The organism is Hoyosella sp. YIM 151337 (genome assembly GCF_026041215.1).
Taxonomy (GTDB): Bacteria; Actinomycetota; Actinomycetes; order Mycobacteriales; family Mycobacteriaceae; genus Hoyosella.
In genome coordinates this window covers 23,664-43,574 of the sequence record NZ_JAPEIQ010000028.1, presented here as the reverse complement: position 1 = coordinate 43,574, position 19,911 = coordinate 23,664, and the positions used below count along the sequence as shown (strand labels likewise).

The 19,911-nt window shown below is 63.8% G+C and carries 22 protein-coding genes; 12 read left to right on the top strand and 10 right to left on the bottom strand.

What is annotated here, in order from left to right; genetic code table 11:
• Nucleotides 1-20: 20 nt before the first annotated feature.
• On the top strand, nucleotides 21-740 hold the full coding sequence (locus ONR57_RS14240; RefSeq protein WP_265124179.1) for a type 1 glutamine amidotransferase: 720 nt from the start codon (nucleotides 21-23) through the stop codon (nucleotides 738-740).
• Here the strand turns inward: ONR57_RS14240 and ONR57_RS14235 are convergent.
• From ONR57_RS14235 to ONR57_RS14225, 3 genes are read right to left on the bottom strand one after another with little or no spacing between them, the layout of a single operon-like run.
• The gene (locus ONR57_RS14235) at nucleotides 737-919 is read right to left on the bottom strand and encodes a hypothetical protein (protein WP_265124178.1); all 183 of its coding nucleotides are present in this window, start codon (nucleotides 917-919) and stop codon (nucleotides 737-739) included. The genes ONR57_RS14240 and ONR57_RS14235 overlap by 4 nt on opposite strands.
• Nucleotides 912-2,234, bottom strand: a complete 1,323-nt coding sequence (locus tag ONR57_RS14230) for a hypothetical protein (RefSeq protein ID WP_265124177.1) — start codon at nucleotides 2,232-2,234, stop codon at nucleotides 912-914. The genes ONR57_RS14235 and ONR57_RS14230 overlap by 8 nt, the downstream gene beginning before the upstream one ends.
• Nucleotides 2,231-2,677 carry a hypothetical protein gene (locus tag ONR57_RS14225; protein WP_265124176.1) on the bottom strand — a complete coding sequence of 149 codons (447 nt, stop codon included), beginning with the start codon at nucleotides 2,675-2,677 and terminating at the stop codon, nucleotides 2,231-2,233. Before ONR57_RS14225 ends, ONR57_RS14230 begins: the two co-directional genes overlap by 4 nt.
• Before the next feature lie 318 nt (nucleotides 2,678-2,995).
• Between ONR57_RS14225 and ONR57_RS14220 the strand changes: the two genes are divergently transcribed.
• Both ONR57_RS14220 and ONR57_RS14215 read left to right on the top strand, forming a co-directional pair.
• Nucleotides 2,996-3,139, top strand: coding sequence for a hypothetical protein (locus ONR57_RS14220; protein ID WP_265124175.1), 144 nt, complete (start codon nucleotides 2,996-2,998; stop codon nucleotides 3,137-3,139).
• A gap of 64 nt (nucleotides 3,140-3,203) precedes the next feature.
• On the top strand, nucleotides 3,204-4,265 hold the full coding sequence (locus ONR57_RS14215) for a SagB/ThcOx family dehydrogenase (RefSeq protein ID WP_265124174.1): 1,062 nt from the start codon (nucleotides 3,204-3,206) through the stop codon (nucleotides 4,263-4,265).
• 70 nt (nucleotides 4,266-4,335) lie between these two features.
• Here the strand turns inward: ONR57_RS14215 and ONR57_RS14210 are convergent, their stop codons facing one another.
• The 6 genes from ONR57_RS14210 to ONR57_RS14185 all read right to left on the bottom strand — a co-directional run bounded on the left by ONR57_RS14210 (nucleotide 4,336) and on the right by ONR57_RS14185 (nucleotide 10,582).
• Nucleotides 4,336-6,330 (bottom strand): ABC transporter permease, encoded by a 1,995-nt coding sequence (locus ONR57_RS14210; protein WP_265124173.1) that lies wholly within the window; start codon nucleotides 6,328-6,330, stop codon nucleotides 4,336-4,338.
• 200 nt (nucleotides 6,331-6,530) lie between these two features.
• Entirely contained in the window at nucleotides 6,531-7,424 is an 894-nt protein-coding gene (locus ONR57_RS14205; RefSeq protein ID WP_265124172.1) for a hypothetical protein, read from the bottom strand.
• 109 nt (nucleotides 7,425-7,533) lie between these two features.
• Nucleotides 7,534-8,088: a YceI family protein gene (locus tag ONR57_RS14200; protein WP_265124171.1), complete on the bottom strand. Its 555-nt coding sequence runs from the start codon at nucleotides 8,086-8,088 to the stop codon at nucleotides 7,534-7,536.
• 114 nt (nucleotides 8,089-8,202) lie between these two features.
• Nucleotides 8,203-8,748: a YceI family protein gene (locus tag ONR57_RS14195; protein WP_265124170.1), complete on the bottom strand. Its 546-nt coding sequence runs from the start codon at nucleotides 8,746-8,748 to the stop codon at nucleotides 8,203-8,205.
• Between the two features lie 97 nt (nucleotides 8,749-8,845).
• Nucleotides 8,846-9,454, bottom strand: a complete 609-nt coding sequence (locus ONR57_RS14190; RefSeq protein ID WP_265124169.1) for a TIGR03086 family metal-binding protein — start codon at nucleotides 9,452-9,454, stop codon at nucleotides 8,846-8,848.
• A 321-nt stretch (nucleotides 9,455-9,775) separates the two neighbouring features.
• Nucleotides 9,776-10,582: an META domain-containing protein gene (locus tag ONR57_RS14185; RefSeq protein WP_265124168.1), complete on the bottom strand. Its 807-nt coding sequence runs from the start codon at nucleotides 10,580-10,582 to the stop codon at nucleotides 9,776-9,778.
• A 128-nt stretch (nucleotides 10,583-10,710) separates the two neighbouring features.
• On the opposite strand from ONR57_RS14185, the gene ONR57_RS14180 reads away from it, so the two are divergent.
• The 9 genes from ONR57_RS14180 to ONR57_RS14140 all read left to right on the top strand — a co-directional run bounded on the left by ONR57_RS14180 (nucleotide 10,711) and on the right by ONR57_RS14140 (nucleotide 19,416).
• Nucleotides 10,711-12,369 carry an alpha/beta-hydrolase family protein gene (locus ONR57_RS14180; RefSeq protein ID WP_265124167.1) on the top strand — a complete coding sequence of 553 codons (1,659 nt, stop codon included), beginning with the start codon at nucleotides 10,711-10,713 and terminating at the stop codon, nucleotides 12,367-12,369.
• A 9-nt stretch (nucleotides 12,370-12,378) separates the two neighbouring features.
• Nucleotides 12,379-12,855: an NUDIX domain-containing protein gene (locus ONR57_RS14175; protein WP_265124166.1), complete on the top strand. Its 477-nt coding sequence runs from the start codon at nucleotides 12,379-12,381 to the stop codon at nucleotides 12,853-12,855.
• A 59-nt stretch (nucleotides 12,856-12,914) separates the two neighbouring features.
• Entirely contained in the window at nucleotides 12,915-14,417 is a 1,503-nt protein-coding gene (locus tag ONR57_RS14170; RefSeq protein ID WP_265124165.1) for an HNH endonuclease signature motif containing protein, read from the top strand.
• An 87-nt stretch (nucleotides 14,418-14,504) separates the two neighbouring features.
• Nucleotides 14,505-15,206, top strand: coding sequence for a hypothetical protein (locus ONR57_RS14165; protein ID WP_265124164.1), 702 nt, complete (start codon nucleotides 14,505-14,507; stop codon nucleotides 15,204-15,206).
• Entirely contained in the window at nucleotides 15,203-16,369 is a 1,167-nt protein-coding gene (locus ONR57_RS14160) for a histidine kinase (RefSeq protein WP_265124163.1), read from the top strand. The genes ONR57_RS14165 and ONR57_RS14160 overlap by 4 nt, the downstream gene beginning before the upstream one ends.
• Nucleotides 16,366-17,049: a response regulator transcription factor gene (locus ONR57_RS14155; protein WP_265124162.1), complete on the top strand. Its 684-nt coding sequence runs from the start codon at nucleotides 16,366-16,368 to the stop codon at nucleotides 17,047-17,049. The genes ONR57_RS14160 and ONR57_RS14155 overlap by 4 nt, the downstream gene beginning before the upstream one ends.
• A 37-nt stretch (nucleotides 17,050-17,086) precedes the next feature.
• The gene (locus ONR57_RS14150) at nucleotides 17,087-17,572 is read left to right on the top strand and encodes a DUF4190 domain-containing protein (protein WP_265124161.1); all 486 of its coding nucleotides are present in this window, start codon (nucleotides 17,087-17,089) and stop codon (nucleotides 17,570-17,572) included.
• Nucleotides 17,573-18,649 (top strand): NAD(P)/FAD-dependent oxidoreductase, encoded by a 1,077-nt coding sequence (locus tag ONR57_RS14145; RefSeq protein WP_265124160.1) that lies wholly within the window; start codon nucleotides 17,573-17,575, stop codon nucleotides 18,647-18,649.
• Nucleotides 18,650-18,651: 2 nt separating this feature from the next.
• Nucleotides 18,652-19,416 (top strand): enoyl-CoA hydratase/isomerase family protein, encoded by a 765-nt coding sequence (locus ONR57_RS14140; RefSeq protein ID WP_265124159.1) that lies wholly within the window; start codon nucleotides 18,652-18,654, stop codon nucleotides 19,414-19,416.
• Here the strand turns inward: ONR57_RS14140 and ONR57_RS14135 are convergent.
• Entirely contained in the window at nucleotides 19,413-19,883 is a 471-nt protein-coding gene (locus tag ONR57_RS14135; protein WP_265124158.1) for a MarR family winged helix-turn-helix transcriptional regulator, read from the bottom strand. The two genes, ONR57_RS14140 and ONR57_RS14135, sit on opposite strands and share 4 nt — an antisense overlap.
• Nucleotides 19,884-19,911: the final 28 nt, after the last annotated feature.

The following is a 19,911-nucleotide window of genomic DNA, read 5'->3' as shown; positions in this document are numbered from 1 at the left end:
CGAGTGCCTACAGTTTCCTGGTGCGACGAGTGACGGTGATCGAGAACCATCCAAGCTGCCCGCTGGACCTTCTCGAGTATCCGCTCAGCGAGGTCGGCCTCGACGTTGTCCGGCCTTACGAAGGCGATGCGCTGCCTGCCCTTGACGACGTCGGCGACGGCCTCATCGTACTTGGCGGTTACCAAAGCGCGATTTCCGATGATGACTGTCCGTGGCTGCCGAAGGCGCGTTCCCTGCTGCGTGACTGCGTCGACGGGGCCGTGCCCACGCTGGGGATCTGTCTGGGGGCGCAAATGCTCGCGCTCGCCTGCGGCGGGGCTGTCGATATCGATGCGGACGCGGGCCTGGAGGGAGGCGTCACCGAGCTCACGTGGCTGCCCGAAGCGAGCGTGGACGCTTTGTTCGGTCGCCTGGCTCACTGCTGCAATCCAATGCGGTCACCCAGTATGCACTTCGATGCGATTGGCGCCCTGCCGCCGTATTCGACGCTTCTCGCCTCGTCGGCGATGTATCCGAACCAGATCTTTCGCGTGGGCAGTAGCGCCTGGGGCGTGCAGTGCCATCCGGAGGCATCGTTCGGCACGTTCCGTGCGTGGGCCACCGACGCCGCGACGCAGGAGTCGATGAGTCCAAGTGGTTTCCTGCGGGCGTACCAGGACCGGGAACCCGAAATCGTGGCGACCGCCCACATGGTGGGCCGGGCTTTCGCGCGCGTGGTCGCGCATAAAGTCAGCCGCTAATCGTCGGCTTGTTTCTCCCAGTCTTCCTCTTCCCAGTCGTCCTCCCACTCCTCACCGTCAGGTGGACGTTTCTTGCGCGCCGTGTAAATGAGGGCAGCGATAATCGCAAGCGGACCGAGCAGCATGAGCGCTTCGTCCCAGCCGCCCTGGTGCATGAGAACGATCTCGACGTCAGACACTTGATACCAGCACGATCCCGATGACGGTATAACCCACCATGAGCGCAAGTGCCGGATATTGTCCAGTCTTTTTGTAGTCGCGCCGGATAATCTGCAAGGCACGATCGTGCGCGGACACCACTGCGATGATGTGGCCGATGATGATCGCAGCGACTTGAACAAGGGCGATGAGCGCGGTGGAGAGCACCGTGTAATCAATGCCCGCACCTGCGGTGCTGAAGAGATCCCAGCCCCGGCCCAGCGGATCTGAAGCCAGTAAATAGCCGGCTTGGCCCTGGAACACCGCGAACGAAAAATAGTGAGCGATCGTGTATCCCAGTGCGAGGGGAATGAGGGAATGCGCGAAGGCGCCATACAGGTCAATTGGCTGATCGCCAGGCCGGGGGCGCCGCAGGTAGGGCCGGGTGAGCCACATCGCGCCGACATACATCAGCGATAACGCCCCGATCGTCGCTGCCAGCGCAACGGTGCCTGCGACAGCTGTCCACACCGGCGATAGCCGGTCCGTGAACTCGGACCAGCCCGGGATGCGGGTGACACCGTCGAAGGTTGTGGAGCCAAGGATCAGCAAGAGCACCGGCGTCAGTCCTCGGGAGGGGCCAGCCAGCAGGCCATCGAGCGGACTTCGCAGTACAAGCCGGTGATCGTCGCGGCGACCGAACGGACTGAGGCGCGCGATGAGTGTGAAATAGACTTCGAAACCATCGCCGCGTTCGAACCAGCGAGGCCCGAAATATGCTCCGGCGAAGGTCATCACAACCGTGTACAGGGTGACGAACATCGCGATTGCGCGCGGCGAATCCGAGGCTGGGTATACCAATTCGAGCCACAAGAACGCGGCGAGACTCACTATTGCGGGCCAGTACGCGAGTTTGTCCAGGGCAGCGTCGCGTCCCGGCCGATACAGCACGGGCTGGAGTCCGCGGGCGAGCAGGCGCAGGGGATTCACTAATCGGTACACGCGGCCCAGGAGCAGCGACAAGGCGACGAAGCCGAGCCAGAACCACACGTAGAACCAGGTACTTGCGGGATTCGTGAAGGAATTGTCCGTACCGGCCCAAGCAGTGATCAGCAAAACCAAAAGCGCAGCCAGACCGGCAGTTCTGGCGACGGTGGAGACCAAGGTGCTGTCAGCGGTGCGCTGGACAACCTCGGGCAGCGGCCGCCCGGCCCGTGCGCCGCGCAGGCGTGGCTCCGTCCAGAGAAACGCCAGCACGACAAACGACACCAACACAGCCGCTGCGCCGGTATACAGCGCGAGCCACAAGGGGACTGGCAGGTCCGAACGGCCGTGGAGGCCGTGCGCAAGGATCATCCGTCAACCCGGAGTTGCGTCAAGACCACGTGTGCGTGATGCAACTCAACCTCGAAAATGCCCGGCAGGTCGGCGACAAACTCGAGCTGGACTGTCCCGCCGGGCTCGATGTCCGCGTACAAGTCATAGCCGTGCACGTGGAGTTCTTCGGGAGTGTTGGAGGTGACTTCGAGAATTACCGTGCGACCGGCCTGTGTGGTGATGCGTGCGTCACCGTCCACTCGGCGGCCGTCTTCTGCGACGAAGGAGAAGTGGTCAGTACCGGGTGCGGCGTCTTCGTTCTCGAGAGGGCTGGCGGTAGCTGTCGCGTCGCGTGCTCCACCGTAGGGGCCAGGCGCGGCGGGCTCGTCACCACATCCGGCAAGGAGAAGTGACAGCGCGGACGCCGCCGCAGCGGCTGCGAATGCGGAGCGGCAACGCGGTGCCAGTACCGAGGAAGACATCTTTGGCTCCTTGATCCACGATCGTCGGGGAAGTCCAGCGTCGAAACTGTATCGAACGCACGGTCTCACTCAACATCCGTTTCGCGGAAATAGTGAGGCTTTGCACGCCGCTACCGCCGGTATGAGCGTGCTCTCTCTCACATCCCGGCCCCGCCAGGAAATTTCGCCGAGGCCGCGTGCGGTTTCTGGGGTGATGAAGTTTCCCAACGGGGTGTAACAACTACGGCGCCGCAGCGATGTACATGACAGATGGCTTGAGCGTGTGCGTCGGCAGCGCAGCCGGAGACGTTCGGGAATAGGGGAAGGGTTAAGCAGAAGATGAACATTGAGGAAATGGCACGCGGACTGTTCGACACTGTTGCAGCGGACGACGTTGTGCTTACCGCTTTCTCAGTGGAGGCAGCTGCTTTTCGCGCCCACAAGAGCGATTACATCGAAAGTCGGCCACGTCCGCTGAGCTGATTCCCGGAACTCAGCACCCGTACTATCACAGAAGCACGCGTGGTAGATGCTGGGAGGCCATGGGATGGAGCGGGTCAAGGTCGCTGAATACGCCGCGATGTTCTGGAAGGGTGGCGACCTCATCTGGGACGACTATCTTCACCACCGCCAGTTTGCACTCACCGCAGAAAGCGAAAGCATTCTGCGGTGGTTTTCGTTGTGGCGAGAATTATCCAGTATCGGCGAACCAGGGCAGTTGCACCGGGCGATTGCTGACCGCCTGCTGGACGAAAAGGTGCTCATTCGTGAAGGTTCCGCTGAACACTACGAAGAAACGCGGCTGCTCAACGAGTGGGGAGCATGGGGGGCGGGGACGCGCTATCACCACTTCGCTTCCCGTACTGACGAGAGTGTGACGTACCTGGACCCGGCGTCCGATCACGTGGCCTTCGCGGATAAGGCCAAGATCGAGCCGCCGCCGGTGCCAGTCAAGACATTTCCGCAGCGTCCCATCACCGTTACCGTGCCCGACATCCGGGATCTTTCGCACTGGTCCCGGCCCGGACTTGTTGACGCGCTGTTTGCGCGTCGTTCGGTGCGGCGGTACAGCACTGCTCCGCTGCCGCTGGACATTCTGGGCACGCTGGTCGATATCGCCGCGGGGCCGATCGACGTGATCGAGAACGAAGAGACCGGATCGGTCGTGCGCAAAACCAGTCCGTCTGCGGGCGCCCGCAGTCCGCTGGAACTGTATGCGCATGTCAATCGGGTCCACGGGTTGCAGCCGGCGGTGTATCACTACGCTTCCGCGCGTGGCGGTCTGGAACGTATTCGCCCGCCGGCCCGGCCGGCAACGCTGCGCCGCGCGGTAGGGGACCAGCCCTGGCTGGCGCAGGCGCCGGTGCTGCTGATTTACACAGCGGTACTCGAGCGGAGCCGGTGGCGATTCGAATCGCGGCGTGCCTACCGGGACATCCTCCTCGAGGCAGGACATGTGAGTCAGACTGTGCTGCTCACTGCGACGGCGATGGGGCTAGGCTCCGTCACCGCCACTGCGTTGTGCGACGCGGTGATCGAGCAGATTCTCGGTGTTGATCCGATCAGTGAACCTGTGCTTGCCGTCACCGCGCTGGGCTACCCAGGCTGACGCGCCAAGCGAGCACGAAACCGGGTGTGGCATGCGGATTCCGCAGCCACACCCGGCTGTGTGGGACCCGCTACGTCGTGGCCGCCTGGGGCTTGGCCGTCGTGCTGCTCGGGCGCTTGTTCTTGCCGTGCGCTGCCGTCGCGTAGCACCAGCCGTAAAAGGCGATCAGGCCGTACCAGAAGATCTGGACGATGATGTAGGCGACAGTCCAGAGCCAGGCGGGGGCATCGTCCCGGACTTCGCGCTGCAGGAACTCTTGCTCGGTGATGAGTTCCTTGGTTTCACCGGCCGCGGTGGTCACCTGACGTCCCTTGTCGCTCAAGATTGCCGGGTCGTCTGGTGCGTAGACCGGGAATGCGACGTGCACGGTCGGTGGAAGATGCACGCGGATCAGCGTCTTCCATGAGCCGTACAGCGGCAGCGGACGTTCGGAAACGAACTCGCCGGGAGTCCCCGTCGGAGACATGACAACCCGGACCACACCCTCGGCGCCGCCGAATTCTGGGTCACGCGGAATGTTGGGCTGGTCGCGGTCGGCCCGGCCCTGCCAGCCAAGCGCGTAAAGCCAGATCGCATCGTCGACGTCCGTCGGGTCGCTGAAGCGCACCGTCATGATCGCTTCACAGCGCCTTTCGCCGTCGCACTCGGTGTCGCCCGGGTTCACGGGCAGGGGTTCTCCCTGTTCGTTGTAGTAGGTGACGTCGGTGAAGCTTGCGGTTGCCTCGATGCCTTCCCGGTCGGACGGCGGCGCGTAAATCGCCATGAGCCCGATAAAGGTGAGAATTCCGGTGAGGCCCGCGACGTGCGCTTTCCAGAAGGCCGGGGTGCGCGGAGAAAGCCCGATAACCCGTGCGGCGTCTTCACGGGTGAAGCTGCTGCGCGCTTCGACGAGGTCGAGTTTCTGCGTGTGCCAGGCGGCGAGCAGACCGCCACCGACACCAGCGATTGTGCCGACGGTGAGCATGAGCGGCAGGGCTGACGCGGGCAGCGGCTGCGGCAACGGCATGAAGAGATGGCTCCAGCCCCACTCTGCGTACATTCCCAGCGATCCCGCGAGCAGGCCTGCGATGACGCCGAAGCGCACCTTGTTCGCCGGACTGACGACGAGCGCGACCGCTTCGATGATGAGGGCGGCGGGCAGGAACAGGAGGAAGCCTGCGATCAGCACACCGGGCAGTAACGCAACGGTACCCATGAGGAAGAGGTGCGCCACGATGTAGACCGCCCACGCGAACACGGCACCGCCAGGACCGAACCGCATACGAACCGCGGTGAAGACCCAGCCGACTAAGAACGCCGCGATGATGAATTGCGTTGCGGCGGGGAACTGCGGCACGCCGAGGTCGAATTCCATGAGGAACGCGAATGGGACGATGCAGAGGCTGAGGAGGACTGCTTCGCGCAGCCGTCCAAAGCCGGAGTTCGCGCCAGGCGCGCCAATCTGCTTCGCCTCCGCATGAAGCAGGACGACACCGAGGATGCAGGTGACTGCTCCGCCGATCATCATGATGTGGGTGGGGCCCCACTCGGTGACGTCTGGGCCGAAGATGCGGTGCCAGATGTCGTCCGCCGGGAAGCCGACCAGGGCGATAAGACCGGCCCCGGTCATGATGAATGCCCCGAGCGGGCTCCGCCAGCCGGGCGCGATCCTGATGTTCCGGCCGGGCAGCTTGCTGCGATGGCCGAGGATGATGCTCAGAACACCGGCGCTGAAGAAGCCCAGAATGCCAAAGAATATGGGCCAGTGCGACGGGTTCGACAGCGCACCCTCATCGCGTCCGTCCTGCATATGCAGCGCCACGTCCCACCACACGCCGAAACCGGCGGCGAGAATGCTGACAATGGTGAGATACGCGGGGAGGCTGAACCAGCGCGGCATGCCATCTTTTGCTGCGAGCCAATCGGCGAACCGCCCGATAACTGATGATTTTCCGGCCCGTTCCCGGAGCATGAACCACGCGACCGGCGCTGATACCACGCCAGTGATTATCAGTGCGATGACGATATCGCGGACGTCTGCACCGCCGACGGGGGCGACGACGTCTGGTGGCTGTGCGACAAACATTGTCGGGATGCCCTCTCACAGTTCTGCGGACACGCTGGTGACTAGACGCAACGTTGCGCCATCCAGACGAATCCGATGTCTGTGTCAAAACGATACACATACTATGGGCGTCAGCATAGGGCGCCCATAGCGGTGTGAGTCACCACTCAAGGGTGGTGTGAATTGTGATGCATGTCCCTTTTGGGGCTTCGGAAAAAGCGTTAGCGCAGCGCTGGGAGCGGCGGCGTGAATTCGAGACGGACATAAGGCTGACCCTCGCCGAGCTGGTCCCCGGGCCACACCGCGCTTGCTTCATACGTCTCGTCATCGAGCTGAAGTACGACGTCGTACCGATAGGGTGGCGGGGCATCTTGCAGGTCTTGATCATGGTCGGTGAAGAACCGCAGCGAGCCGGCGGGGCACCCGGTTGGCGTCACCGCTGACTCCAGCGTCTGTGCCTCGCCGCCCTCGGGGGTGATGGTGACGGAAACGCTGGCGCGCTCTGGGTCAGTGCGCAGATCAGTAATTGTGAGATCGGGCGCGGTTTGGGAGAGCGGAACGTAGTCGGACGCAATCGCGAGAGCCGCTTGTGGTGCGGGCACGGGCCCATCGGTGGGTGTTTCCCACTGGAACATCACAGCGGCGTCGCCTTCAGTGGCGCGGGCGATTAACAACACGTCGTAAGAGCCGGCTGCGCCCATCGGTTGCAGAGTGAATGTGCCGTCCTCGTTGTGGGTGAGTTCGGCTTCATAGGTGCGTCCGCATTCGCCAGCATCGGCTTCCCGGAAACTTGCGACGAACTCGTTGACCGGGTGGGGGAACTCGACCCGCACACTCTCGGGGTTGCCCACCGCAATCGGATCCTCTGGCTCGGTGCCGTCAACGCAACGGTCGATCCAGCAGTAGCTCCACGAATGAAGTTCATGCTCGGTCTCGCCGGCGTGGAGGCGGATGGGTGGCGGTGCGTGCGCATCCGCGGGCTCGGTGGCGGGCGCGGGCGTGGGCGTGGGCGTGGCTGGCGTGGCGTCCTCATCGTTGTTTGCGCATCCCGCGGCTAGCGCGGCTCCGAATGCCAGCAAGGCGCAGCTGATGATGGCGGCTTCAGATCGAGCCACGACAATACCCCCCGAGTTTGCGTAGCGAAGTCCCTTCTCCGCGATGCTACCCGGTGGAGTTTTGGGGGCGGGCCGGTCCCGCGACTGCCCGCCCGCCGACGATGTACGGCTATTGCTTAATCGCTTCGATTTCGAGCGTGATGGTGACTTTGTCGCCGACTACCGCGCCACCGTTTTCGAGCGGGGCGTCGAAGTTGACGCCGAATTCCTTGCGGTTGATGACTGTGGTGGCCTCGAATCCGGCTACCTCACCCTGGCCCATGCCCGGGTTTACGCCATTGAATTCGAGGGTGAGACTGATCGGCTTGCTGACGCCGCGGAGTGTGAAGTCGCCATCGACAACGAGGTGAGAGCCCTCGGCGCGCAGCCCTGTCGAGCGGAACGTAGCGGTCGGGAAGTTCGCGGCGTCGAAGAAATCGGTGCTGTGAAGGTGCTCGTCTCGCTGCTTGTTTTTGGTGGTCACCGAGCCGACTGCGATGTCGGCAGACACCGCGGCGGACCCGTCGTTGTCGACGATGATCTGGCCGGAGAACTCGGTGAATTCACCGCGAACCTTGCTGACCATGAGATGGCGGACGCTGAAGGTGACGGCGGAATGGACGGGGTCGATTACCCATGTTCCGGCGGTCAGCCCGGGAAGAACCGTGGTGGCGGCTGCAGTCATGGTGAGCTCCTTGCTGAGTTGATCGAGTGTTAGTTGCTCAGGCAACTATATGATACAACTTTCAACTAGCAGGAGGTATTCCGGCTGTGTTCAGCGTCACACCGGTGGGGGTGGTCAGCCTTCTGGCTGAAGCGGCGCCTCGACCGTGATGACGACGTCGTCGGCTAGCCGAAGTGCGCCGAAAAAGGCGGAGAACGGGGTGATTCCCCAGCGGCTTTGGGTTACCGTCGCCTCCGCCTGGACCTGCCCGTCGGTGCTGACTGTGCCGCTGACGGTGAGGGGCTGTGTGACGTCAAGGAGGGTGAGCTCGCCTTCGGCTGTCACGGCACTGCCCTGGGTGGTAGGTGTGGCGGCGGTGAAGATGACGCGCGGGTACTTGTCCGGCTGTAAGACTTTGCGCATATTTTTTTCGGTGGTTTTCCGGTCCGCGGAGGTCATCGGCTTGAGTCCGCCAAGTGCCTCGCGGATCGTCAGGGACGATGCGTCAACCGTCACCTCGATTGTTGCCGAGCCTTCATGGTCCACGCTCACCACGGCAACCCATTCTCCGGCTTCGAGTACCAGATCATGGCCTGCTCTGGCGCCAAGGCCACTCCTGCTGGTTCGCGCCGTGAGGCGCCCCTCTGGTGTGCCCATACGGTAGGTCCCCTGCTGCACCATGATCGTAAGCGTAGTCGCTCGGGGGGCCGTGTTCGCCGCTCCCTGCTGCGCTCGCCGCGCCGCAACTGGTAGACGCCTTGGCCGGGCAGCACGGCACCTAATCGGCGCGCCGCGACCAGGCCGGGTCGCGCCCTGAAAGGCCGAGCGCCTGTTCCAGCACGTTCGCATTCGCAGGAACCGCCACGACCGGCCCAAACAGGCCTTCGCGCGCCGCTTCCTCATCGGGGGCCGCGGACAGACGTGTGAAAGTAAGGCACGCGGCCGCGCTCTCGTCGTCACATCGGAACTCCTGGCCGGTGGCGCGCGCGAGATCCCAGCCGTGCAGGACGAGTTCGTCCAGCGCGACCAGGCCAGCCATTTCCGACGGCATAGTCACACCCCCGATGGTGGTCTCGCCACTCCATGCTTCGGGGTTCCGCCACGTGTCCGCGAGGGCGCGGAGCCGCTGGGGTATCACTGTGCGCCAGTTTTCCGGCATGTCGTCCGCGGAGGGCGCTGGCGGATTGTGCAGTAGCGCTTCCGATGTGGCGTCACGGGGAGTGGTTGGCGCGGCGAGACGAAACGCGTGCGCCAGCCCTGCGATATGGGCAAGCAGGGTAGCCACTGTGTATTCCTCGCATGGACTGGGGGAGCGCAAGTCGGCGTCACGCACCGAGCGGAGCAGCCGTACGATTTCGTGGGCAGGCGGAGTAAGGTTATAGCGCATACAGATAATGACCGGACGAGCGGCAGATAGTAATCGACCGTCGTAACGATCGTGTTAGAAACTCACACGCTGATACGCGAACTAGTGATCTTCCTGAAACTCGTTACCAACATTCGTGAAACTGGTGGTCCATAGCGTGGTCGGTGCCTTGCAAGGGTGACATGTAGTTCCGGCAACAGAATGAAAGGACTGCCAAACATGGGTCTGGTAGCTGGTCTAATCGCAATCGTTGGCGATCTGCTTCACCTGCTGCTCGGGGGGCTGTAATCCGCTGAGTTGAGCCCGCAACTGGCCCTGTCATCACCCGATGGCAGGGCCAGTTCACTGTGCGGCGTAAAACCGCAGACCATGCCCAGCATCGGTCATGAGTGTCAGCGTCGCGGCCTCGATGGACACCGACACCGTGGTAGACGACAGCGTCTGAAGGACCGCGCGCTCGATCTCGTCACGTCCGGGCAGGCACGCCATCCGCGTGGTCGCGAGCGGGCCGAAGATAATTCGGTCCTCTTCGATTTCAGCGGTGGCATTAAAGTTGTTGCACCCGGTGTTTCCCGTTGCGCGCCCGTATTCATCGATGGTCAGCGTCGGTCGCGCTTCCTCAAGATCAGTGGATGTGCTGATTGCGTCCCGCTCGATGAGTGAATCCACGACCCACTCCGTTCCGATGAGCGCCCGGTCAGGATCCATGACAGTGCGGTCAACGAGCGTCACCTGCCCGTTGTCCGTGCGCAGCGTGAGCGTCGCATCCTCCAGCGTCCATTCTGGTTCAGCGGCGAATAGCGCCCCGAGCCACTCGTCCGCACCGGCCGTCTCAGGGGGACAACCGATCAGGGTCATGGCGAGCTCGCCGGTGATGATCCGGCCGCTCTCCAGTCGTGCCGTTCCGGATGCGGTATTGCAGCCTGCGTTCGCGATAATGCGGGAATCCTCACCGAATTCGAGGCGAAGCGGACCGCCTCCCGGAATTGCCGCCCCGGCGATCTCGGTGGAGAGAAACGTCCTGCCAGTCAGTTCGTCCATCGCCGCCCCCATCTCGTCGTTGCCGCACCCTGCGATCACTGTTGACGCCGTCAGCCCGAGCGCCGCGAACGGAACGAACCTCAGGCGCGTCGCGCGAGTTATGTGCATGTTCCGCCTGTCTGCAAGGACCCTGTCGAAACCAAGTTACCTCCTTGGCAACCATGCACCTGTGCACCGTCGACCGACTTCCTACACCAAGTCGTGGGACGGCGGTGGTCGGCATAGAGTCGGTGGCTATGCGAAGACTGCGTGCGTTCGGCGAGTCATTTCATCCGTTGGGGCTGGCGTTCGCGGTGCTTTTTTACACCTGGTCGATGAGTCCATCGCTGCTGCCGCGGTGGTGGGTGTTCCAGGGCGTAGCTTCCGCGATCAGCATGGCCATCGGCTATGGACTGGGTTGCTTAGCGGCCTGGGCGGTGCGAAAGTGTGGCTACAGTTTCACGTTCCATCCCCGGGTGCGTCAGGTTGGTTGGACTGTGCTGGGGCTGACCGCCGTCATCGTCATTCCGATATTCGCTGTGCTCGGGTCGTGGTGGCAAGAGAACATCCGTGAGATCGTCGGCGCGCCAAGCGAAGGCCGTCCGATGTATATCCCGCTCATCCTGATAGCGGTGAGCGTCGCGGTGCTCCTCGTCCTGGCTGGGCGCTTGATCCGTCTCGGCACGCGCTCCCTGGCCCACTTTCTGGACCGATTTGTGCCTTTGCCAACAGCCCGCCTCGCCTCGCTCGTCGTCGTTATAGTTCTCGCGGTTTTCGTCATCGACGGAGCGGTGCAGCGCGGCGTGGTCGGCATCGCGGAACAATCCGCGGCGATCGCGGACGAATCGACCGCGCCCGATGTGGTGCAGCCGGTCGAACCGGAGCGCTCCGGATCGCCTGATTCACTGCAAGACTGGGACACGCTGGGCCGGGAAGGCCGGACCTTCGTCGCCGGTGGGCCCCGCGCGGATGACATATCCGCGGTGACGGGCCGCCCCGCCGTCACGCCGATCCGCGTGTACGCAGGACGACTGGCCGCCGACGACGTCGAAGAAACCGCACGGCTCGTGGTTGATGAGCTCGAACGCACCGGCGGTTTCGATCGATCCGTGCTCGCGATCGCCACCACCACGGGGCGGGGATGGGTGAACGCAAACGTCGCCGCGTCGCTGGAATACCTCAGTGACGGCGACAGTGCGATCGCGTCGATGCAGTACTCGTTCCTACCGAGTGCGCTGTCGTTCGTCGCGGACCGCCTGACCCCACAGGAGGCAGGACGTGCGTTGTTCGACGCTGTGTACGAGCGCTGGCGCGACCTGCCGGAGGATGACCGGCCGAAGTTGCTGGTGTTTGGTGAAAGCCTGGGGTCCTTCGGTGGTCAGTCAGCCTTCTCGGGCGGTTACGACATGATGGCCCGCACCGATGGGGCGCTGTGGGTGGGGACGCCCAACTTCTCCGAACAGTGGAGCATGCTTACCGCAAGCCGGGACCGGGGATCTCCGGAAGTGCTGCCCGTGATCGCGAACGGCGCGCACATCCGGTTTGCGTCTGACCCAGAAGACCTGGATGGTCCCGGCCTGACAAACGATTGGCCGGCACCGCGCATCGTCTACTGGCAGCACGCTTCTGACCCCATCGTCTGGTGGAGTTTCGACTTGTTGCTGAGCCGGCCGGACTGGCTTGAGGAGCCCCTGTCACCGCGTCTGGAGCCAGGCGTCCGCTGGATCCCGTTTGTGACGTTCTGGCAGGTGACGCTCGATATGGTGTTCTCCACGGATGTGCCAAGCGGACACGGTCACACGTACGGACCGGAGGCGACGGAGATGTGGGCCGCGATTCTGGATGGCGCCCCCGATGGCACCGAGCGATCACGAGGTGAAATCGCGGCGATTCGGGAGGCATTGACATCCCGCTGAGGAGGCGAAATGAACGAATTCCGCTACTGTCCGCGCTGTGCTGCGCCACTGCAGGATGCAGCGATCGACGGGGTCGTGCGCCGCAGCTGCCCACAGTGCGGATTTATCCACTGGTCGAACCCGGTTCCCGTCGTCGCCGCGATCGTCGAACATCAAGGGGACATCATTCTCGCTCACAACAAAACCTGGCCACCAACGTGGTTCGGGCTCATCACGGGGTTTCTCGAATCGGGGGAGACGCCGGAAACCGGTGTGCAACGCGAAGTCAAAGAAGAACTTTCACTCGATCCGCTTGCTGTCTCGCTGGTCGGGCATTACCCGTTCGAGCAGATGAACCAGATCATCATCGCGTACCACGTGGAAGCGGAAGGCGCCATCGCCCTCAACGAGGAACTCGACGAGATCAAACGGGTACCGCCCGCCCAGCTGAAACCCTGGGGTTTTGGCACCGGGCACGCGGTGGCCGACTGGTTGCGGACACGGTAGCTCGCTACAGCCGCGAAACGCTCTTGTGGAACGAGACATTTCCGGCTAGAATCGAACATGTGTTCGACACCCTGGACGTCCTGCCGCTAGTCACTTGTGCTGACGACGTGGCAGCACAGCTGGCTAATGTCGCTTCGTACAGCTACCAGGAAAATGTCGCCGCACGCCGAAAAATCCACGCCGCGCGTGACCTGTGGGAGAGCCGGTTAGACGAAGCGTTCGATAGCGACGGTGATCCTCTGCTTGCCTCCAATGCAGCGACCTGCGAGGCGGCAGTGCTTCTCGGGTGCTCACGGCGCACCGCACAAACCATGATCGAAGTCGCGCAAGTACTGGTGTTCCAGCTTCTGGAGGTCGACAAGGCGTTCGCGCGTGGTGAGATCGACTATGCGAAGGTGCGCACTGTCTGCTCGATACTGCGTGAGGCCAGCGCGGAAGTTGTCTCTGCGATTGAAGCCGACGTTGTCGCAGCAGCTCAGCACTTGACGCCGGGCCCGTTGCGCAAAGAGGTGTGGCGCCTGTGGATGCGCGCGGCACCCGATGAGGCAGCTGCAGCGCAAGCGCACCGCCGCGACGCCGAGCGCACGGCATATGTCCGGGGCGGAGACGACGGGCTGTCCTGGCTCACCGCATGTCTCACCGATGTCGAGGGTGCCGAAGCCAGCACGCTTATCAACGAGCTTGCAGATAGTCTCTGTCCCGCTGACCCGCGCACCCGGGGATCCCGGCGTGCCGATGCACTGGTGGCGCTGCTGCACGGTGAGACAGTCCTCGCGTGCCGGTGTGGCCGGGCTGAGTGCGCATCGGCCCGTTCCGCACAGCAGCCCGCTCGGCGTGGGCATCTGCTGAATGTCGTTGTCGGCATCGAAACGTTGCTGGGCTTATCCAATGATCCCGGCCACCTGCCCGACGGCACACCTCTCACACCCGCAGCGGTGCGCGCTCTCGCGCAAGATGCGACGTGGCGCGGGCTGCTCACCGAAATGCGTTCCCTCGTACCAAATACCGAAGCACCGTCGCGAGCGCTGTCGTGCAGGCATTATGTCGCCGCTGGCCGCAAGCGGTACCGCCCGGGCACACTAAGCCTCGGCTGTGAAGCCCGAGTTACACCGAAGCCTGTAGCGGGTGTCGGTTCCCAGCTCGACGACTTCGTCGACGCGATCGCGATGAACCCGGAGCTGGCGCACGGCATCGACCCGCAGGGGCACGGAGGGTACCTCGCGCCCCCCGAGGGGGCGCTGACATACCGGCCGTCCGCCGCGACCACCGCGGTCGTGCACGCGGTCTACCCGACATGCGTCTTCCCAGGATGCAATGTGCCATCGCGGCGGTGTCAGCTGGATCACCGCGTGGCGTTCAACCACCAGCACCCCCTGCTCGGTGGGTGGACGATCGCGGCCAACCTGCAGCCCCTGTGCCCCCTGCACCACCAGCTGAAGACCGCACGGGAATGGACATGCGTGCTTCTCGAAGCCGGGGCTGTGCTCTGGAGCAGTCGCAGCGGCATCACACGCGTCACCATGCCGCCGCATGGCGGTCTCGCCGGGCGTCCACCGCCCTGAAAGTCATACCAAAGTCGATCGCCAGCAAGCGAATGACAAGACCTTCGGCCGATGCCCACCAGGAGCCACATTAAATAACGTGGGAGCATGAGCAAGAAGGCGTCAGCGCGTGAGTCGGCGACCACCCTTGGATTGTCCGCGCCGCTGAAAGCATTGTGGCTGGCAGGCGCTCCGCTAGCCGGGGTGGCGATCGGCTATAGCCTGCCGCGCGTCGCTGGATGGGCGCTCGGTTTGCCGTGGGTGCCGATGCGTGGCCCCCTCGAATTGGTATCGGAGCTTGACCAGCGCTGGTCCGCCGCAATATTTCTGGGCGGCGGATTCATCCTGGGGCTCGCCTTCGCAGTGTTCGCTGTCTTCAGCTGCCTGACCGTCACGGTCACGAACGAGGAGGTGCGTCTCAAAAAGGAAGACACGTCCCGGCAGCTCCCAAAAGCTGATATTAGCGCGGTCTTCACCGATGGGCGGAGCCTGGTGATCCTCGACCGCGAGTCGCGACAGATCTTCCGCGACCACCACGAGTCGACCGACGACGAGCTAGCTGACGCCTTCCGCACGCACGGATATCCCTGGTTCGCGAAAGACCCGTATGACGACCTCTACCGGCGATGGATTCCGTCGATGCCCGAGCTGCCGCCAGGAGTGAATGCGCTGCTGAAAGCCCGAGAGGAGGCGCTGCGAAAAAAGGCCGCCGACGACGTGGCGGAGTTGCGTTCCGAGATCGAGAAACTCGAGTACACGGTCCGTGAATCAGGGGTGAAGCAGTACTGGCGCCCGCTGGTCAGCTCATGAGGGCACGCTCGTTGCGCGACATCACCGCCGACGTGTTCGCCGTCGGATCATCCCTTCTTATTGTTGTCGCCGCCGCGGTCGATGCCCACTACACCAATGGTTTGCCGATCGGCGTGTATTTCGTCGCCGCGTTGGTGGTTTCGGTGCTGGGGTGCCTCGCGCTGCTGTGGCGCAGGCAGTGGCCGGTGCACATCGCGGTGGGGCTGATGGTGATTTCCTTGTTCACCGATTTCGCAGGTCTGGCGGCATTGTTCGCGATCTTCGCGGTCGGAGTGCGGCGCTCGCTGCGCACAACTCTTCTTGTGTGCGCCGGCCACATCGCAGTGGTCGTCACCTACTACCTGCGCGCCAGCGTCATCGCAGCTGAACAAATCGCCTACATCACGTTCAGTATCGTCGTTATCGTGATCGTCGCGCTATGGGCGCGGTGGGCGAAGAATCGGCGCCGGCATCTCAGCGAGCTGCGTGAACAGGCCCGCAGCACTGCGGCACTGGCGGAAAGCGAAGCTGAGCGGCTGCGCAGTCTCGAACGAGAGCGGATAGCCCGGGAGATGCATGACGTGCTGGCGCACCGTATCTCCATGGTGACGTTGCACGCCGGCGCGCTGGAAGTGCGGCCGGACGCTACACCCGAAGAAGTGGCCCGTACGGCCGGCGTGATCCGTGTGAGCGCTCGGGAAGCGCTGGATGATCTTCGCGAAATTCTCGGGGTGCTCCGGAGTGTTGACGGCGGGGAGAGTGAACCCGGAGATAAGCAGCGGCCCCAGCCGTCAGTCGCCGACCTACCACAACTCATCGCGGGCGCCCAGGCGGGCGGACAGGACATCCAGTACGCCGAGGCGATAGACGATCCAGCAGCCATCCCGGATTCGTTGGGCCGCACCCTGTACCGGGTGACGCAGGAGGGGCTCACTAACGCGCGCAAACATGCGCCCACCGAACCGGTGACGGTGTCGGTGGAGCAAAGCGCCGAGGAAATACACATTCACCTCTACAACACGTTGATGCGGCACGCGATCGCGGCGCCCGGCGCACGTCAGGGCCTTATCGGCATGGAAGAGCGTGTGCAGCTCGCGGGTGGCACGCTGCGCCACGGAGTGCGGCGCGGCGCGGACGGGCAGCCAGAATTCCATCTGGAAGTGTGGATCCCGTGCCGCCAGTGAACCCACAGATCAAAGTGCTGCTCGTGGATGATGACGCACTGGTCCGATCGGGGCTTGCCCTGCTGCTCGGTGCTGACCCTGCGATTGACGTGGTAGGACAGTCACCCGACGGTTCGCATGCGCTTCGGCTGATTTCTGCGTTACACCCGGACGTCGTGCTGATGGACATCCGAATGCCAGTGATGGATGGCCTCACCGCGCTCGAACGGCTGCGCCGCGCTGGGCCTGCCCCCGCGGTTGTTGTGCTGACGACGTTCGACACCGATGACCACGTGCTGCGTGCGCTTCGGCTGGGAGCGGATGGATTTCTCCTCAAAGACACACCGCCACGTGACATCCTCGACGCGATTCGCAAAGCTGCCGCGGGGCAGCCCGTCCTCTCGCCGACGGTAACGCGCAGGCTCGTCGCGCATGTCACCGCATCGGAGCCGGTGACCGCCCAAGAACAGCGGCAGGCTGACGCGCGACAGACACTCAACCTGCTGACCGACCGTGAGCGTGACGTTGCGCTCGCAGTGGCGGAGGGCAAAACGAACTCCGAAATCGGGACTGCTCTGCACCTGAGCATTCCGACTGTAAAGACATACATGTCTCGGGTGCTCGCCAAGCTGCAGTGCGACAATCGCGTGCAGGTTGCGATCATCGTCCACGACGCCGGTTTGCCCGAGAAGGGGGAGTGATCCGGCAGGGCGCACCAACTTCCGATATCTTCGTGCGGTGAGCACGCCGCGGGATCCATCCAGCAACGACGAGTCATCTAGCCAGGGTGGCCCGCCACCGTACGGACAGCCGTATCCTCCCGGTTTCGAGTGGGGCACCCCGTATGGTGCACCGCCGGAACCACCCAGTGGCGCTGGCTGGGATCCGAGTATGCCGCCTCCGCAATTGCCCCCCTCATACGGGGCGCCGAACTATCCGCCGCCGGGCTACCAGTACCCGCACGTGCCGCCGCCAGGCACGAACGGTCTCGCCATCGGTTCACTCGTTGTGTCGCTGGTGTCGGCGTTTGTGTGCTGCGGCGCATTGGGGTTCGTCGGCGCCATTCTGGGACATGTCGCGCGCGGCCAGATCCGGGCGACCGGGGAACAGGGCGACGGCATTGCCCTCGCTGGGATCATCATCGGGTGGCTCACCACGCTCCTGTTGCTTGCGGGAGTGCTCGTGTGGGTGGGGCTGCTCGGGGTAACGGCGGCAGGGTACTGAATGAAACGCGATCCCGAAGTTGCCGTTATTGGCGCCGGCCAGGCTGGTCTCTCCGGTGCCTACTTTCTGCGCAAGTCGGGTCTCGTTCCGGTCGACGATTTCGTGGTGCTCGATAGCGCGCCACACCCTGGGGGCGCGTGGCAGTTCCGGTGGCCGTCCCTCACGCTCATGACGGTCAACGGGATCAGTGACCTGCCCGGTATGCGTTTCGCTGAGACGCTTGACGGCGACGTCCGTGAGGTGCGCGCCGCTGATGCGGTGCCGCGTTATTACGCCGAGTACGAACGCAGGTTCGGTCTCGAGGTTCAGCGGCCCGTGAAGGTACAGGTGGTCTGTGACCGCACCGATGACGGACGGCTGAACGTCGAGACGTCACAGGGGACGCTGTCGGTAAAAGGTCTCATCAACGCGACGGGAACGTGGGAACGCCCGTTCATCCCGTTCTATCCGGGCGCGGACACCTTCCGGGGCCGTCAGTTGCACACACGTGACTACCACACGGCAGCGGAGTTCGCGGGCCGTCATACCATCGTCGTCGGGGGCGGCATCTCCGCGGTCCAGTTGATCGACGAGATATCCCGGGTCACGACAACAACGTGGGTGACCCGCTCTGAGCCGGTTTTCCGCGATGAACCTTTCACTGTGGACGTGGGCCGCAAGGCTGTCGCGCTGGTGGAAGACCGGGTTCGCCGGGGTTTGCCGCCCGGTTCGGTTGTTTCGGTGACGGGCATCCCCGTGACGCCCGACGTGCGCGCGGCGCAGCGGCGCGGCGTACTTAACCGGCATCCGATGTTCGAACGGATCGAACCAGACGGGGTTCGCTACCCTGACGGCACCTTTGAAGCTGCGGACATCATCTTCTGGTGCACGGGCTTTCGCTCCTCGCTTGACCACCTCGCGCCGCTGGGTCTGCGCGGGCCGGGCGGCGGAATCCAGATGACCGGTCAACTTGCGACGCAGGTAGCGAAGGATCCGCGGATCCATCTCATTGGGTACGGCCCCTCAGCGTCGACGATCGGTGCCAATCGGGCTGGACGGGCCGCTGTGCGAGAATTGCTCGACGCGATCAGGAGGTAGGCGTGGCCATTTCAGTGGAATCCGGCGTCGCGACGGTTATTGTCGCGAATGCTCAGCGTGGGCAGAGTCTCGACATCCCCGGGCTGCGGGAGGCCGCGTCGGTAATCCGTTTTGACTCGACGATTCGCGTGATATTGCTGACCGGCGGAGATGCGCCGAACTTCTGCAACGGTGGGGACGTCAAAGCGTTCGGTTCTGCCGATGACCCGGGACAGTATGTGCGCGGTCTGGCGGAGGGGTTCCACGAGTTCGTCCAGGCCATTATCGACACGGAGGTTCCCGTGATCGCCGCGGTGCGCGGCTATGCCGCTGGCGGTGGCATGAGCCTGGCGTGTGCGGCGGACATCGCGGTAGGCGGTCCGTCGACGACATTCGTTCCGGCGTATCCCGCAATCGGTTACTCGACCGACGGTGGCCTCAGCTGGACGCTGCCCCGGATCGTGGGCCGCAGACGCGCCGCCGACATCCTCCTCGCCAACCGGAAGGTCTCCAGCGACGATGCGTTCGCGCTCGGGCTGATCACGCAGCGTGCGGCCACAGATGAGGAAGTCGTGCCCGAGGCTCGTGCGCTCGCGCAGCGGCTGGCGGCAAACTCCCGCACCGCTCTGGGCGCTATCAAACGGCTGCTCAACGAGTCCACCCACAACTCACTCGCCGTTCAACTGACTGCGGAGACTGACGCGATCGAGCGTGCCGCTGCCTCAACGGATGGCAGGGAGGGCGTCGCCGCGTTCCTGGAGAAGCGGAAGCCGCAATTCGGTAGCTAGCTCCGTGCCCGGTCTAGCGCGGCCGGTACGGTCGGGCCGTCGCTGAGAGTGCGGAGCAGCTGATGCAAGGTGTCGCGCTGCGCGCTGTCGAGATCGGCGAGGAGGTGGTCGTTCATCTCGGTGAGCGCCGCGTCCATCTGCGTCAGCGTGTCCTGACCCTTGTCAGTGATCGCGACGAGTATGCGCCGCCGGTCGAGGATGTCGCGGTGGCGTTCGGCGCAGGAGAGCGCTTCAAGGTCGTCGATGACGGACACCATTGTCGCGGGGTCGATACGCAGCGCGGCGCTGAGCGCGTGCTGACCGGTGGGACCGGAGGCCGCAAGCAGTGTGAGGACGGTGTAGTGGCGGGTGCGCAGCGCAAACGGCGCGAACACGTCTTCCGTCAGGCGGTACATGGCTTGGCCGAGCCGGGAAAGCAGGCACGTCGTGTGATCGGCGATCTCTGCTGGAACTAGTACCTGCGCCACGAGTAACTCCTTTACATAAGTACAACTG

Excerpts from the sequence above, each read along its gene's own strand:
- ONR57_RS14225 (WP_265124176.1), bottom strand. The coding sequence starts at position 2,677 with ATGTCTTCCTCGGTACTGGCACCGCGTTGCCGCTCCGCATTCGCAGCC.
- ONR57_RS14160 (WP_265124163.1), top strand. The coding sequence starts at position 15,203 with ATGAGGGCACGCTCGTTGCGCGACATCACCGCCGACGTGTTCGCCGTC.
- ONR57_RS14165 (WP_265124164.1), top strand. The coding sequence starts at position 14,505 with ATGAGCAAGAAGGCGTCAGCGCGTGAGTCGGCGACCACCCTTGGATTG.
- ONR57_RS14175 (WP_265124166.1), top strand. The coding sequence starts at position 12,379 with ATGAACGAATTCCGCTACTGTCCGCGCTGTGCTGCGCCACTGCAGGAT.
- ONR57_RS14145 (WP_265124160.1), top strand. The coding sequence starts at position 17,573 with ATGAAACGCGATCCCGAAGTTGCCGTTATTGGCGCCGGCCAGGCTGGT.
- ONR57_RS14215 (WP_265124174.1), top strand. The coding sequence starts at position 3,204 with ATGGAGCGGGTCAAGGTCGCTGAATACGCCGCGATGTTCTGGAAGGGT.
- ONR57_RS14195 (WP_265124170.1), bottom strand. The coding sequence starts at position 8,748 with ATGGTGCAGCAGGGGACCTACCGTATGGGCACACCAGAGGGGCGCCTC.
- ONR57_RS14210 (WP_265124173.1), bottom strand. The coding sequence starts at position 6,330 with ATGTTTGTCGCACAGCCACCAGACGTCGTCGCCCCCGTCGGCGGTGCA.
- ONR57_RS14185 (WP_265124168.1), bottom strand. The coding sequence starts at position 10,582 with ATGCACATAACTCGCGCGACGCGCCTGAGGTTCGTTCCGTTCGCGGCG.
- ONR57_RS14220 (WP_265124175.1), top strand. The coding sequence starts at position 2,996 with ATGAACATTGAGGAAATGGCACGCGGACTGTTCGACACTGTTGCAGCG.
- ONR57_RS14230 (WP_265124177.1), bottom strand. The coding sequence starts at position 2,234 with ATGATCCTTGCGCACGGCCTCCACGGCCGTTCGGACCTGCCAGTCCCC.
- ONR57_RS14200 (WP_265124171.1), bottom strand. The coding sequence starts at position 8,088 with ATGACTGCAGCCGCCACCACGGTTCTTCCCGGGCTGACCGCCGGAACA.
- ONR57_RS14190 (WP_265124169.1), bottom strand. The coding sequence starts at position 9,454 with ATGCGCTATAACCTTACTCCGCCTGCCCACGAAATCGTACGGCTGCTC.
- ONR57_RS14180 (WP_265124167.1), top strand. The coding sequence starts at position 10,711 with ATGCGAAGACTGCGTGCGTTCGGCGAGTCATTTCATCCGTTGGGGCTG.